The 13,289-nt window shown below is 43.4% G+C and carries 16 protein-coding genes; 8 read left to right on the forward strand and 8 right to left on the reverse strand.

The genetic code is table 11. From position 1 onward, the window contains the following. The first annotated feature begins 13 nt into the window (after window positions 1-13). From ACXMYH_RS15535 to catA, 8 genes are all read left to right on the forward strand, one after another. A complete protein-coding gene (locus ACXMYH_RS15535) occupies window positions 14-1,447 on the forward strand; it encodes a serine/arginine repetitive matrix protein 2 (RefSeq protein WP_173757423.1) in 1,434 nt (477 codons plus the stop codon). A 229-nt stretch (window positions 1,448-1,676) separates the two neighbouring features. Further along, window positions 1,677-2,207 (forward strand): CHC2 zinc finger domain-containing protein, encoded by a 531-nt coding sequence (locus ACXMYH_RS15540; protein WP_486555196.1) that lies wholly within the window; start codon window positions 1,677-1,679, stop codon window positions 2,205-2,207. Next, a complete protein-coding gene (locus tag ACXMYH_RS15545; RefSeq protein WP_227992422.1) occupies window positions 2,122-3,561 on the forward strand; it encodes a virulence-associated E family protein in 1,440 nt (479 codons plus the stop codon). The genes ACXMYH_RS15540 and ACXMYH_RS15545 overlap by 86 nt, the downstream gene beginning before the upstream one ends. A 288-nt stretch (window positions 3,562-3,849) precedes the next feature. Then, window positions 3,850-4,017, forward strand: coding sequence for a transposon-encoded TnpW family protein (locus tag ACXMYH_RS15550; protein ID WP_081695227.1), 168 nt, complete (start codon window positions 3,850-3,852; stop codon window positions 4,015-4,017). An 87-nt stretch (window positions 4,018-4,104) separates the two neighbouring features. Further along, window positions 4,105-4,767, forward strand: a complete 663-nt coding sequence (locus ACXMYH_RS15555; protein ID WP_330384708.1) for a hypothetical protein — start codon at window positions 4,105-4,107, stop codon at window positions 4,765-4,767. 73 nt (window positions 4,768-4,840) lie between these two features. Beyond that, window positions 4,841-5,359: a ClbS/DfsB family four-helix bundle protein gene (locus tag ACXMYH_RS15560; protein WP_173852643.1), complete on the forward strand. Its 519-nt coding sequence runs from the start codon at window positions 4,841-4,843 to the stop codon at window positions 5,357-5,359. 42 nt (window positions 5,360-5,401) lie between these two features. Then, window positions 5,402-5,854: a VOC family protein gene (locus ACXMYH_RS15565; protein ID WP_173852649.1), complete on the forward strand. Its 453-nt coding sequence runs from the start codon at window positions 5,402-5,404 to the stop codon at window positions 5,852-5,854. Between the two features lie 34 nt (window positions 5,855-5,888). Continuing rightward, the gene (gene catA / locus ACXMYH_RS15570) at window positions 5,889-6,512 is read left to right on the forward strand and encodes a type A chloramphenicol O-acetyltransferase (RefSeq protein WP_173852651.1); all 624 of its coding nucleotides are present in this window, start codon (window positions 5,889-5,891) and stop codon (window positions 6,510-6,512) included. 101 nt (window positions 6,513-6,613) lie between these two features. Here catA and ACXMYH_RS15575 read toward each other — a convergent pair whose 3' ends face one another. From ACXMYH_RS15575 to ACXMYH_RS15610, 8 genes are all read right to left on the reverse strand, one after another. After that, window positions 6,614-8,131 (reverse strand): VirB4 family type IV secretion system protein, encoded by a 1,518-nt coding sequence (locus ACXMYH_RS15575; protein WP_486555866.1) that lies wholly within the window; start codon window positions 8,129-8,131, stop codon window positions 6,614-6,616. An 83-nt stretch (window positions 8,132-8,214) separates the two neighbouring features. Then, window positions 8,215-8,814 (reverse strand): hypothetical protein, encoded by a 600-nt coding sequence (locus ACXMYH_RS15580; RefSeq protein ID WP_002593804.1) that lies wholly within the window; start codon window positions 8,812-8,814, stop codon window positions 8,215-8,217. Next, the gene (locus ACXMYH_RS15585; RefSeq protein WP_038292378.1) at window positions 8,811-9,071 is read right to left on the reverse strand and encodes a hypothetical protein; all 261 of its coding nucleotides are present in this window, start codon (window positions 9,069-9,071) and stop codon (window positions 8,811-8,813) included. Before ACXMYH_RS15585 ends, ACXMYH_RS15580 begins: the two co-directional genes overlap by 4 nt. A 68-nt stretch (window positions 9,072-9,139) precedes the next feature. Next, a complete protein-coding gene (locus ACXMYH_RS15590; RefSeq protein ID WP_008400380.1) occupies window positions 9,140-9,490 on the reverse strand; it encodes a hypothetical protein in 351 nt (116 codons plus the stop codon). 110 nt (window positions 9,491-9,600) lie between these two features. Beyond that, window positions 9,601-11,322 carry a DNA cytosine methyltransferase gene (locus ACXMYH_RS15595; protein ID WP_008400381.1) on the reverse strand — a complete coding sequence of 574 codons (1,722 nt, stop codon included), beginning with the start codon at window positions 11,320-11,322 and terminating at the stop codon, window positions 9,601-9,603. Next, window positions 11,319-11,693: a DUF7768 domain-containing protein gene (locus tag ACXMYH_RS15600; RefSeq protein WP_008400384.1), complete on the reverse strand. Its 375-nt coding sequence runs from the start codon at window positions 11,691-11,693 to the stop codon at window positions 11,319-11,321. The genes ACXMYH_RS15595 and ACXMYH_RS15600 overlap by 4 nt, the downstream gene beginning before the upstream one ends. 15 nt (window positions 11,694-11,708) lie before the next feature. Beyond that, window positions 11,709-12,611 carry a conjugal transfer protein TrbL family protein gene (locus ACXMYH_RS15605; RefSeq protein ID WP_008400385.1) on the reverse strand — a complete coding sequence of 301 codons (903 nt, stop codon included), beginning with the start codon at window positions 12,609-12,611 and terminating at the stop codon, window positions 11,709-11,711. 17 nt (window positions 12,612-12,628) lie between these two features. Continuing rightward, window positions 12,629-13,219: a hypothetical protein gene (locus ACXMYH_RS15610; RefSeq protein WP_486555197.1), complete on the reverse strand. Its 591-nt coding sequence runs from the start codon at window positions 13,217-13,219 to the stop codon at window positions 12,629-12,631. Window positions 13,220-13,289 lie beyond the last annotated feature (70 nt).

Raw genomic sequence — 13,289 nt, forward strand, 5'->3', positions numbered from 1 at the left:
GGAGAGATGTGAATTGAAAGGCACAAGGCATAACGGCAGATCTGGGAAAGACGGTGTTTACAATCCGCTTCACAATGACCGGAGATTTGACCCGGAACACAGTGAGCATATTGACAATGAACGTGTCCGTCAGAACATTTACTGGGACTGCTATCAGGGATATACCACAATGGCAGACCGGGGAAAAGAGGATAATTTTTCTTTTAACCAGATTGAGATGGCATACTATGTGGATCATTACAGCGATTATGTGATTAACCAGAATAAACGTCATGAGAAAGCAAGACACCCCGACAGATGTAAAGGGGTGGAAGATGTTCTGAAAAATAAAAAGACCTGTCCGGAAGAAAGTATCTATCAGCTTGGGACGATAGATGAACACGCTTCTGTGGAAACGCTGGTTTTGGTTTTTGATGAATTCAAGAAAGAGTTCGATGAGCGGTTTGGTTCTAATGTGCATATCATTGACTGGTCACTGCACATGGACGAAGCGACTCCGCATATTCATGAGCGTCATGTATTCGATGCTACGAACCGGTATGGGGAGATTGAACCGAAACAGGAAGCGGCACTGGAAGAACTTGGCTTTGAACTTCCGAATCCGGAAAAGAAAAGATCAAAGACAAATAACCGTAAGGTTGTTTTTGATTCTGCCTGCCGGACAATGTTTCTGGATATCTGCAAACGTCATGGACTGGAAATTGACGAAGAACCGTCCTATGGAGGAAGGCAGCATCTGGAGAAACAGGACTATATCCGAATGAAGCAGAAAGAAGAGATTGCGGTTCAGCAGGAAATGCTCAATCAGCAGAGGGATAAGGTCAATGCGAATCATCTGGAACTTGCAAGGCAGTCAAACCATGTCAGGGCAAATGAAAAGGTTATCCAGTCACAGAAAGAAAAAATAGAACAGCAGGAAAAAGAATTTAAAGAAAATTTCATTTCCAATTCTGACCGGATTCTAAGTCAGGGCGAGCTGCTTGAAGAACAGAGAGAGGAACTGCAACAGCTTACTCTCCGTATTGAAGATGTGGAAAACTTGCTTGACGAAGTATCCAGTGAAGCCTATGACAAGGCTGTGGATAAAGTCGCAGAGGAAACAATGCGGGCTACCAGAAAAGATGACATTCGTCTTGCGGAAGATTCTAAGAGATGGATTCAAAGTCCGGAACGTAAGGCATCACGAAAAGAAAAGGAATATGCGATAAACAGGCTGGACGGTCTGATTAAAAAAATCGAATATGCGATGGAAAAAGCTGTTGTGAGGGTTGTCCGTCAGTTAAAACAGCCAGAGAAGAAAAAAGCCGTTGTTGAAGAAATCAAAAAAGAAGTGAAGCCGTCAATCAGAGAAAAACTTGCATTGAACGTAGCAAAGATTCAAAGAGAAGAGGCAGAGAGAAAACAACTGAATAAAGGAAGATCACATTCCAGTGATCTGGAACTATAAGGGCATTTTGTTGATTCCGTAAAGACAGGACAAAGTGCTTTTTTGTTTTTTGTGAAAACTTGCTTCCCAGATTTGGGAAGCAGATTTAAGAAAGTGAGGAAACGAATTGGGATTATTTGATGAAGTAAAACAGAATGTGACCGTCTGGCAGGCTGCGGAGAGGTATGGGTTAAAGCCCAACAGGAGCGGACTGATCCGCTGCATTTTCCATAATGACAAATCACCCAGCATGAAAGTTGACCGGAGATATTATTGTTTCGGGTGTGGCTGTACAGGAGATGCCATTGATTTTACGGCACAACTGTTTGACATTGGATTGAAAGATGCAGCCATGAAGCTGGCAGATGATTTTGGAATTCCTTATTCCGGCAGGGACAGGGGATCACCGCAGAACAGGAGAAGCGTTTCAGCAAAAAAGCCAGAGCCGACACCAGAAGAACTTTGGCAGAAAAAACATCTGAGATGCCTGAGAGCCTATCTGGATTATCGGAGCCTGCTTCTGAAATGGAAAGAACAGTATGCACCAAAAACATGGACAGAAGAATGGCATGAAAAGTTTATGACTGCTCTCAGGGAGTTGTCAGTTGTTGAGTATTATCTGGATATCCTGCTCTTTGGGGACAGGGCAGATAAGGAAGCACTTGTAAAAGAAAAATGGAAGGAGGTGGAGCGGATTGAGCAATGCGAAAGAGAAGATAAAGGAGATCGCTACAAAAGAACAGAAAGATGCCATGAAAGAAATGCTCCAGATGGTAGATAAAAGCAAAGTCGATGAAGTGAAACAGATGCTGGAATATACACAGAAAGGAACTGCGAAAGCAACGGTTGGAAATTATATGGTTGTGCTGAGAAATGATCCGCTTGTGCGTGAGAGTATGAAATACAATAAGCTGACAGGCAGGATTGATATTGTAAAAAAACTCTGGTGGAATGAGGAAGTCTGCAAGCTGGATGATGATGGCAGGACTTATTTCTACTATTTCTTTGAATGCTATTACAAACTCACAAGTGAAAAATGTATGGATAAGGCACTCCGTATAGAAGCCAACAGCCGGGCATACCACCCGATCTGTGAGTATCTGGAACAACTGGAGTGGGACGGGCAGGAGAGAATCCGTTATGTCCTGCAACGGTACATGGGGGCAGATGCTTCGGATTTTGTCTATGAGGTTGTGAAGCACTTCCTGATGGAAGCATTAAGCAGAATCTACCGTCCCGGTTGTAAAGCAGATGAAATGCTTTGTCTGGTAGGTCAGCAGGGAGCCGGAAAATCCACATTTTTCCGTTTTCTTGCATTGAACGATGACTGGTTTTCTGATGATCTGAAGCAGTTGAATGACAGTAAGATATACGAGCATCTCCGGGGACACTGGATTATGGAAATGTCGGAGATGATTGCTGCAATCAGTGCAAAGAGCAATGAGGAAATCAAGTCATTCCTGACCAGACAGAAAGACACTTACCGGAACCCTTATGATAAATATGAGGAAGACCGGAAGCGTCAGTGTATCTTTGCAGGTTCAACGAACACAAGGCAGTTCATTCCTTTTGACCGTACTGGGGCAAGACGGTTCCTGCCGATTGCCATAGACAGCAGTAAGGCAGAGAAGCATATCCTCGATGATGAAAAAGAAGCCAGATCCTATTTTGACCAGTTGTGGGCAGAAGCAATGGAAATCTACTGGTCAACGGAGAATAAGAGCAGCCTGTTGAAGTTCTCAAAGGAAATGGAGCAGGAGATCAGTGAATACCGAAAACAGTTCACACAGGAAGATACGATGGCAGGAATGATACAAGGCTGGCTGGACACTTATAAAGGTAGTCATGTATGTTCCGTCCAGATCTGGAAAGAAGCCTTTGACCATTTTGACCGGGAGCCGAAAAAATTCGAGACAAATGAGATCTGTTCCATTATGGATACGCAGATCGCTGGCTGGAAGAGAGCCGGAGTCCACAGATTTTCAAAGGAGGGATATGGCAGACAGAGAAGCTGGATCAGGGAAGGAGCAGAAGAAGAGGGTGGCAACGAACCGGATAAAGATGGATTTACAAAGCTGACGAAAGCAGAACAGTTGGAGCTGCCATTTGATCTGCCCGACAGAGAGAAAGGCTGATTTTGATGCCGAAAGGCTACTGATTACCCGGAAATTTACTGCTTGTTGACATTTTTGTTGACACCAAAATCCTTTGTATTTACCGGTGTTTCAGCTACTTTTTAACAGGTGTCAACAAGAACATTCAAAAAACTTTTCAATAGTATTTTGGAAAACAGAAATAACTACCCGAAAAAAGTTTCAAACCCCATGTTGACACTTGCGTTGTCAGCGTGCCGATAAACTCCCGGCAGGGACAGAAGCAAACCTCTCTCTGTCGGGCACAGGAAAGAAAGGAAATAGATGATTATGGAAAAAATGATGAATAAAAAAACAGAAGGAAACACATTTACAAAGAAAATCGGGCAGACAGTATATGTTGTCCGCTATCATTTCAATGAAGATGCAAAGGAAACCATGCAAGAAAAGATTAACCGGATGCTGGTTACAGAAGCAAGCCGAAAGGCAATGCAATAGATGGGGGCAGAGACAATTGGAATTGAGATATGTTTGAGAATGTGATATGATTTGAGCAACAAATCGGAATTTGTGAGGAAAAGGTGAATGAAAAGGCGAATGGAGCAAAAAAGTAAAAATGCGATTTCAATCATAGGTGGTGCAGATGGTCCTACAAGCATTTTTATAGCAGGACATTCAAAAAAGCAACCATTAAAGATTAGAATCAAAAATAGCATATATAGATATAAGAGAAAAAAAGTAGAGAAGACAATAGTTGCAAATTCGCATTCTCTTTCTGAAACAGTGCAGTATGCAAAAGATAAATACGAATTGACAGAAACTGCTCCCACTGATAGAGAATATATTGAACAAATAAAATGTCTAAAAGAGAGTTTGATTTTGCAGTATGAACCAGAACTTTTGGGTGAAATGAAGGATATTCCGGTACCGGATTTTTCTAATGAAGCATCCGCCAAAGAGTATTTGGGTAAAATAAAGACTCGAAGTGAAATGATTGCTGAAATGCCCGATAGTATAATTCCTATGGATTTTCATTTATATAAAATAAGAATCGATGATGATTTTCTTGAAATGGAGATAGATTACACTTGGAATATATTTGGAATGTCTTATTCAGGAAATAAGGCGGTAATGAAAAAATTTAAGAAAATATCCAGAGATTTATATAGTTATTATGGTGTTACTGAGGAAGATATTAAAAATAAGACAAAAAGATATTCGTCACTGGTAACGAACTTGAGTTCATAAATTCCGATTTTTGAAACTGAAAAATATTATATTCACTGTTGAAATAAAAGGTAGAGAATTAAGGAGAATTATATTGAGAACATACGAGAATAAAGATGAACTTAAGAACGAGATAAATAAAAGTTTTGCAAAATACATTTCTGAATTTGATATTATTCCGGAATCATTAAAAGATAAGAGAGTTGAGGGAGTTGACAGAACTCCAGCAGAAAATCTTGCTTACCAGGTTGGCTGGACAACTCTTGTTCTTAAATGGGAATCAGACGAAAGAAAGGGTCTTCATGTCAAGACTCCTTCGGATGATTTTAAGTGGAATCAGCTTGGCGAATTATACCAATGGTTCACAGATACATATGCGCATCTGTCGTTGCAGGAGTTGAAAGATATGCTGAAAGAGAATATTAATTCGATTTATGAAATGATTGACTCATTAAGCGACGAAGAGTTATTCGAGCCACATATGAGAAAGTGGGCCGATGAAGCAACCAAAACAGCGGTCTGGGAAGTATACAAGTTTATACATATTAACACGGTTGCTCCGTTCGGAACATTTAGAACTAAGATTAGAAAATGGAAAAAGATAGCACTATAACTTCAAGTTTTACGAAATAAAGAAATTGTAGGAGGAATATATATGGTTGGAAGAATTTATCACGTTGGATTAACGGTTTCTGACTTGGATCGCTCGATTGCTTTCTACAGAGACATCCTTGGACTTGAATTTCAAGGAGAAATTTTTATGGAAGGCGAAGAAACAGATAAAATGTTTCGTAGAGCAAATTGCAAAGCAAGAGTTGCTTATTTGAATGGCTCCAAGGCTATTGAGGCACCGCCAGTTGAGCTGATTCAGTTTGTAGATAGCAAAATCCATAAAGAGCAATCAGACTTGTTTACGACATCTATCTCAGAAGTATGCTTTTACACGGATGACATTGATTCTGTCTACAAAACCCTTATCGAAAATCATGTGGAGTGTTTGTCTGAACCGCAGCATTTTGATTTCAGGGCAGATGGATTTGGGGAAAGCAGAGCGTTTTATTTCAGAGACCCGGATGGAATCATTCTTGAGATGATGCAGCCTTTGTAAAAGGACAATAATCAGAATTTGGGAGGGAACTTAGATGGTATTCGAAAAAATTGATAGAAGTAGTTGGAAACGGAACGAGTATTTTGAAAATTACTTTACGAATATACCTTGCACATACAGTATGACTGTTAAATTGGATATTACACAAATAAAAAAGAAACGAATGAAATTATACCCTGCGATGCTGTATTATCTTGCAACGATTGTAAACCGTCATTCAGAGTTTAGAACGGCAATTAATCAGGAGGGTGAACTGGGAATATATGACGAGATGATACCCAGCTATACCATATTCCATGAGGACACAGAGACATTTTCCAACCATTGGACACCATACATACCAGATTTTGAAGCATTTTCTATGGCGTATGCGAATGATATGCAACGGTATGGAAGCAATTATGGAATGATAGGAAAACCAGATGTACCCGAAAATGTTTTTAATGTATCGATGATACCATGGTCAACCTTCGATGGCTTTAATCTGAATTTGCAGAAAGGATATGATTATTTGATTCCTATTTTTACGATGGGGAAATATTACAGAGATGATGAAAAAATCATACTTCCTCTTGCCATCCAAGTGCATCATGCAGTGTGTGATGGATTTCATATCTGCCGGTTTGTCAATGAACTGCAAGAATTGATAAATAGTTAACTTCCAGTTTGTAGAATTCAAAAATTTAATATGAAATGTGAGATAGAGCGTATGGAAATAATCTATACGTTCTATTTTTTTTGCCTTTTTGAAAAAAGTGATTAAAAAACTATTGACATTTTGTTACTGGCTATGATAACTGCAGAATCTTTTTTTCGCACACGCTTCATAAAATTTCTAACATACTCTACTGCAGTCAGGTTGGAAAGGAACAGATAAAACTCATCCAGACTGGCTGCCGTATTGCCTTGTGTCAAAAGAACATCGCTCATAAACGAAAGCACATTAAAAAGCAATGCATTTTTAAGGCTCCTGCTGGCCTGTAACAGTCCTTTTACCCCAAAGGTAATGAAGCCATCATCGGTGATATTGGTATGTCCATTAAAGAACTTGCTCTCAGCTCCCACACACATAGAATTCAGCCCAAGAAGAATACTCTGAATCATTTCTGCTGTATAAAGCTGTCTTCTGTTTTCGTCAAATCCCTGATATTCTTCCTCAATGAACGCATAAAGATCGGAGAGAACTGGGTAATCCTCCGCAGCCAGGCATTCAAAATCACTTTCGTCTGTAATCCCCCATCTGGTATATAACTTCTGCAGCATGATCTCAATCACATCGATTTCCCTGTCGGAAAAATCCTTGTAGCTTCGGAAAAAGTCCTTTAAGAAACTGATATGCTGGGATAATCTGGACCGGATGCGAAAGGTCTGAGGTGCATCCAGATCCTCCGGGCTTCCCGCTTCGTCCCAGGTTTTCGGTTCCAGAGGGTTGATAATGAACTCCCCACTCATTAAGTCGATAAAACACCCTCCCAGATTATTGGTCAGATCTTCATACTCCATTTCCGGATCCAGAGCGCAGATATGCATTCCGGACTCCCTTAAATTCGTCAGCAGCAATTTAAGCAGATAGCTTTTTCCCTGTCCGCTGTTTCCCAGAATCAGGATATTGGCATTCGTCTTATCATCTGCTCTCCGGTTAAAATCCACCAGTACATTACTCCCAAATTTATCTCTCCCAATATAGAACCCATGAGGATCCGTCTTTCCTGAATAGTTAAAGGGATACAGATTCGCCACACTGCTGGCCGGAAGCACTCTCTCAAACTGATCCTTAAACAGGTTATAACCGCTTGGCATTACACACCGGAACCCCTGTTGTTGACGGAGGATCAGTCGGTCTACATTCAATTTTGACCGGATCAGTTCCGTTAGTACTTCTGTTTGAAGAAGCTTCAAATGCTCCAGATCATGGGCACACAACTCCAGATATACTGCCGTATGGAGGAGGGGTTCTCGGTTACGGTGCATCTGGGCTACGATGGTAGTTACATCCTGTAAATTACTTTCAGCCAAAACAGTCTGCTGTAAATCACTGGTATTGCTCCGATCCATCCGGTTTTTGTTGGCTGCATTACTGATGATCTTCCGCTCCTCAACGGGTGTCACATGACGGGTATAGATCCGCAAGGTTACACCATCTTTCTCCCCTAAATGTGAAAGAATTGCCTGCTCTTCCGTAGCAGTCGGGTACTCCCGCAGTGCCCAGACACAACGATAGGTGTTACCGCAAATAAAATGATCTGTTTCAAATTTAATGACAGACGGGGCAATCATATCCAGAAATTCCTGGATACGCACATTATCTTCCCTGTCATCAACTGCTGTTCTTCCTTTTTTCAAGTCATCTCCTCCTCACTCTAAATCTCTGGTATGATCCACCGCTCCCCGTCAAAGTCTTCAAACTTCTCTGTGGTCACGTTCTGCTCATAGTAAACAGCCAGGATACGTTTGATATCCTCTTTATCTGCCCGTTTAACAGAAAAACTCTGTTCCTTCAGGGATTTTTCAATCCTGGAAAGGTACGGAAAAATATCCGATTCCTTTTCATCTTTTAACCGCAGCATAATCAGAAATTCACGGGCTGTCGCCATCTGCACCTGAATCCGGTCCAGATGGGTCTGATCCTGTTCCAAAAGACGGCGTATGACTGGATTCTCTTCCTGCTCCATCTGACTTTTCAGAAACCGCTTGTTGTCTTCAAAGCTTTCCCTGCTGTTTAGACACAGCATCTCAATCTCTGCCACTCCTTTTAGTACAGTCATAAGAGCATAGATTCTTGCCCCGACACTAGATTCGGACAAAACAGAAATATTCGTTGGTTTTACAATAAAATACACCAGCTCCCCCTGTCCGTAGGTCACCAGACTGTAGTCTGTAATCTCCTTTGCACCAATGAACTGCCGTGTGGAGAGGCGCTTCTCTGCCTCTTTTTTCGCTTTTCGTTTCTCCCTGCTCATTCATACCTCCACTCAAAAAATTGCTGACGCATAAAAAAATACGCACAGGCATACCGGATAAAATCCAGAATGCTGGTATCTTCAAAGCGGATCGTCAGAAATCCATATACCCCTGTCAGAACACAAGGGAACATAAATCCCGCCTGCGTAGCTGCTAAAATGGAGACCAATCCGCAAATACCAAGAATCCCAATGTCCCGAAGCTGCCATAACCAAAGTGTTGCTTTTGATTTCAAATGGTCCGGATAAATATACAACCGATCACCTCCAAATAATAACCGCCGGCATGATGAAGCTCTGCCGGCGGTATGTTCGATCCTTCCTCTTATTCAGTTTCCTCAAGTTCTGCCTTTCCCTCTGTCTCCTGCATCTCTCCAGATACTACATGTTCTTCCTGCGAAAGTACATCTTCAATCAGTCCGATCACAAATTCTTTCTGGCTCTGTCCTGTCTTTTTGAGGTATTTTTTTAACCTCTGAAAAAACTCCTCTGATACCTGAAATGCCAGTGTCCTGGTTCCGTTTGCCATCTCTCTTTCTCCCTTCTCAAAGTGGTCTTTTAGAATCCGTTCCATATACTCGTTCAGCTTGATTCCCCATTCTTCCTGTTCTTCCCGAACTTTCTTATGCAGGGATTCTGGAATCATGGCGCATAAATTTTTCTTACGCTCTTCCATTTGACTCTCCTTTCCTCGTTTTTACAAACCAAGTATATCCATAAAGAGATGAGATAGCTATGACGATACCCAACAAAGATTGCCTGAAAACGGAAGCAGAACTACCAATCTTATGGTTCTTTCTCCTCCTTCATCTTGCGCAAAAAATAAGCGATACCACGGAGAACAAAATCCACACACGGTATCGCTACGCTATTTCCAAGAGCTTTATAACGGGCACTGTCCGAGGCACCAGGGATATCTGTCCAGTGATCCGGAAAACCCTGCAACCGTTCACACTCCAAAGGCGTCAGTCTCCGGATCAGTTTCCGGTTCTCAACAATACATTTATCTTCGCTGACATATTGATTATTAATCCCCTTATGATCTGTATATCCAATGGTTCCTACCGTATTCTGATACGGCTCACACACCAGATCCGTAGCATCCTTATGCTGTCTGGCACTCTGAGTCGCTGTTACCCGATTTTGCAGAAATTCATCACTTCTCTGGCGGCTGAACACTGCATGACGGTCTGCGCTCGTAAGAGTATAGGATATATCCGGCTGGCATCCCAGACCATTTCCTCCATTTTGTACTTCCCGATCAATGATATTTCCGGCAATACAATAACTCTCCGGCATATCTGAAACCAGTGGGACATTGTTTCCTCCTGTTCCATACCGGGCTGACATGGTAGGGGCCACCTCATGCGGACCTGTATATCTGGCATCAATCCCGTGATTCTCAAACAGAATCTGGTAATTGTTCCCGCCGGTTTCTGCCTCCTCTGTAAGGGCTAGATCCGGAGTTTCCTCTGCCCCAGCACTCCCCTGCTGGATGCCCATCACCAAAGGCGGATGACCACTCATCCCTGCCCGCAGGGTTGCTGTTACATCGACCGAAACATCCATACGCTCTCCTCCTTGGTCATTGAGGCACAGACACTCTTCTTTTTCTGCACTTTCAAACTTCCTCATCCCCCCTGCCACAAAGGTCTGCATCTGCAAATTGGTCGTTGCCATCAAAGCTCCGGATATTCCATTAAGGTTGATTGTTTCTTCCCTCTGATCAATATGAACCGCAAAAATATCCACCTGTTTTTCCTCTGCTACTCTACTCCCGCCTGAATCCGCAGAGCTGTTTCCAGCTGCGGCGGTAACTCCTTTCCCCTGATCTTGGCCCTCCGCAGGATCCCCAGGCAGGCGTTCCTGCTCAAATAATATCTTTGGTGCGGTGAGTCCTCCAAAATCTGCGACAAGGAAGATTCTACGGCGGCGCTGGGCGACTCCCCAGTATTGAGCATCCAAGACTCTCCAAGCCAGGCTGAATTGATCTCCCAAAATGGCAGCCCCAGCAGATTCCCAGCGCCCGGTGTCAGGTCGAGGCACATGACAGGTACTGTCCTTGATATGGACAATCTCCTCGATGACCGCCCGGAAATCTTCTCCATTTGCGGAACTGAATGCTCCAGGGACATTTTCCCAAACGAGGTATCGAGGTCGAATAAAGTCATCTGATACCCCTCGTCTTTCATCCTCTGCTCTCATCTCCTTTACTATGCGTACCTGGTCCATAAACAGACCGGAGCGCTCCCCTGCCAATCCTTTCCGTAATCCGGCTACTGACAAATCCTGACAGGGGCTGCCTCCGCAGATTACATCCACAGGCGGCAATTTTGCTCCATCCAGTTTTGTAATGTCCCCTACATGGATCATATCTGGAAACCGGAGTTTGGTTACCCTCATGGGAAACGGTTCTATCTCACTGGCCCATACCGGTACACCTCCACAGTGAACTGCCGCCAAAGGGAATCCTCCAATCCCGTCAAACAGACTCCCCAGTGTCATCATCCGCCCATCTCCATTCCCTTTTGTATCGGTACTTCACATAGTTCCCATCCAATCTCCTGTTCGCTGACCCGTCTAAGCGGAATCTGAAGCTGCCTTGCTGCACGGATTTCCTGCTCCATTCCTGAAGACAGTTCACTTCCACACACCCAGACTTCCTCACACACCTTCAAAATCCGAAGCCCCATATCTGTTCCCAGCTTCCTCTCTTCTGGGACTCCATCATCCAGCATCTGCGGATATAACAGATGGGAGGCAATTGGCGTAACCCCCTGGTTCATGGCATAACGACAGGCTGCCTTTGCAAATGCTACATTCCGCTCAACATCTCCAGAATACGGAGATGCAATATACACCAGTTTGTTGTGTTCCATCCTTCACCGTCCTCTCTACTTAGAAACCACTTGCACAACCGTCCTTGTTAGGTTCATAGCTCCCTGCGCTGCATAGACTGCTCCCATCACATTTGCTTTGGTTCCCGTTTCCAACCCAAACTGCCCCGCAATCCGAGGAATCTCACCTGCCGATAACATAAGTCCCAGACCAAGCAGTGCCTGATCCTTAACGACCATCAGACCTGCGATCAGGACCGTCGCCTGTAAAAATGCGGTCAGGCACAGACCGATTACCTGCTTGCACCAGCCAACAAATCCATCAATATATCCCCTTGGCACACTGAATAAATAAAGGCTCCCTACTGCAATCTGGATCAGCAGGATCCCGCCCCGTTTTAAGTTCGCAAAGAACACTTTGATTACCGCATAACCCATGAGGATCAGGAGAAAAATCATAAAAATCGGGCTGCTGATACTTCCGATTCCACCAAAAACTCCAGATGTGGCAGCTTCTTGCCAGGTAGCAGCATCCTGAAGAGACTGCACAATCCCTGCCGCAACTGTCCCAATATCTTCTCCCAATCCTGTAATACCGGCTGTAAAACTCCCCTGAAGTGAAATACTGAGCTTATAAAGTTCCACTGGAACAGTCGTAAAAAGGCTGGCTGCCAGGAATCCTTTGATTACATTCAGGGCAGTATCGCGTATGCTTCCCCTGCCATTCTGATATTCAATTCCGCATTCAAAGGCTGCCACTACGATTCCCGTCACATAAAGTGCCCATGCCAGATAATAAAAAAGAAGCACAACAGACTGTACCCAGCTCATTTCAAACAGTTCAGCCCCCATGCTTCCCATCTGCATGAAAAAATCCCCCAGAAATCCAACAATCTGACCATACAGCCAGTCAATGATCTGTCCCAGAACCGTGTCTGCAACAAAATCCCAGATAAACAAGTTTTAACCACCTCCCCTTAACACATCTTCTGTCCCATTTGCATAGTTTCCTCCGGTTCCTGAAACACTTGCAGATAGGTTTTTATCGCTTCGCTGAGTACTTTATAATCCTCTTTTCCGGGCTGATATACATACCAGCCGATCTCCTTTCCATAGGACCAGATGTGGGGATTTACCCCGTCGCGAAAATTGGGATTAGTCGTTTTTTTCAGCCCCCACACATCTCCAAATTTCACAACCATGCTGTCGATCATTCCTTCATTCCGATTCAAAAGGGTCACTTTCAATCGGTCATAATGATCCGCAACCATGCCTGTCTGAAAGTTGATTTTGACACGGATCTGATCCGTCAGCCTTCCATAACAACAATTCCCGACAAACCTTGGTTCTGAAAAGTTCGCTCCCGTTCCAAATAATTTTTTAAGTTCTCTCTCAAAAAACGTCATGCTTTCCTCCTCCGACCTATGTGGGTTCTCACGTTCTTCCCCTTCTTTCTTTCCTGCCATTTTTCCTGGTTCCACCTTCTGGCAAACGCTTCCTGTCCATAATGCAACTGTTTCTCCCTCTCTTGTAAGCAGTTCATCCATCCTTCCAATCAGTCTTTCCATATGCGCCTGCCAGTGCTTCCAATCCCGTTCCTGAAACCAACCGCCCCACAAAACTCCCGACTTCTCCTGC

The organism is Pilosibacter sp. NGB245 (assembly GCF_057397225.1).

What these genes read in the sequence shown, in the direction of transcription:
- ACXMYH_RS15575 (WP_486555866.1), bottom strand. Translation starts at nt 8,131, where the DNA reads ATGATTGCCCCGTCTGTCATTAAATTTGAAACAGATCATTTTATTTGC.
- ACXMYH_RS15565 (WP_173852649.1), top strand. Translation starts at nt 5,402, where the DNA reads ATGGTTGGAAGAATTTATCACGTTGGATTAACGGTTTCTGACTTGGAT.
- catA (WP_173852651.1), top strand. Translation starts at nt 5,889, where the DNA reads ATGGTATTCGAAAAAATTGATAGAAGTAGTTGGAAACGGAACGAGTAT.
- ACXMYH_RS15595 (WP_008400381.1), bottom strand. Translation starts at nt 11,322, where the DNA reads ATGATGACACTGGGGAGTCTGTTTGACGGGATTGGAGGATTCCCTTTG.
- ACXMYH_RS15590 (WP_008400380.1), bottom strand. Translation starts at nt 9,490, where the DNA reads ATGGAAGAGCGTAAGAAAAATTTATGCGCCATGATTCCAGAATCCCTG.
- ACXMYH_RS15600 (WP_008400384.1), bottom strand. Translation starts at nt 11,693, where the DNA reads ATGGAACACAACAAACTGGTGTATATTGCATCTCCGTATTCTGGAGAT.
- ACXMYH_RS15540 (WP_486555196.1), top strand. Translation starts at nt 1,677, where the DNA reads ATGAAAGTTGACCGGAGATATTATTGTTTCGGGTGTGGCTGTACAGGA.
- ACXMYH_RS15550 (WP_081695227.1), top strand. Translation starts at nt 3,850, where the DNA reads ATGGAAAAAATGATGAATAAAAAAACAGAAGGAAACACATTTACAAAG.
- ACXMYH_RS15555 (WP_330384708.1), top strand. Translation starts at nt 4,105, where the DNA reads ATGAAAAGGCGAATGGAGCAAAAAAGTAAAAATGCGATTTCAATCATA.
- ACXMYH_RS15580 (WP_002593804.1), bottom strand. Translation starts at nt 8,814, where the DNA reads ATGAGCAGGGAGAAACGAAAAGCGAAAAAAGAGGCAGAGAAGCGCCTC.
- ACXMYH_RS15610 (WP_486555197.1), bottom strand. Translation starts at nt 13,219, where the DNA reads ATGGAAAGACTGATTGGAAGGATGGATGAACTGCTTACAAGAGAGGGA.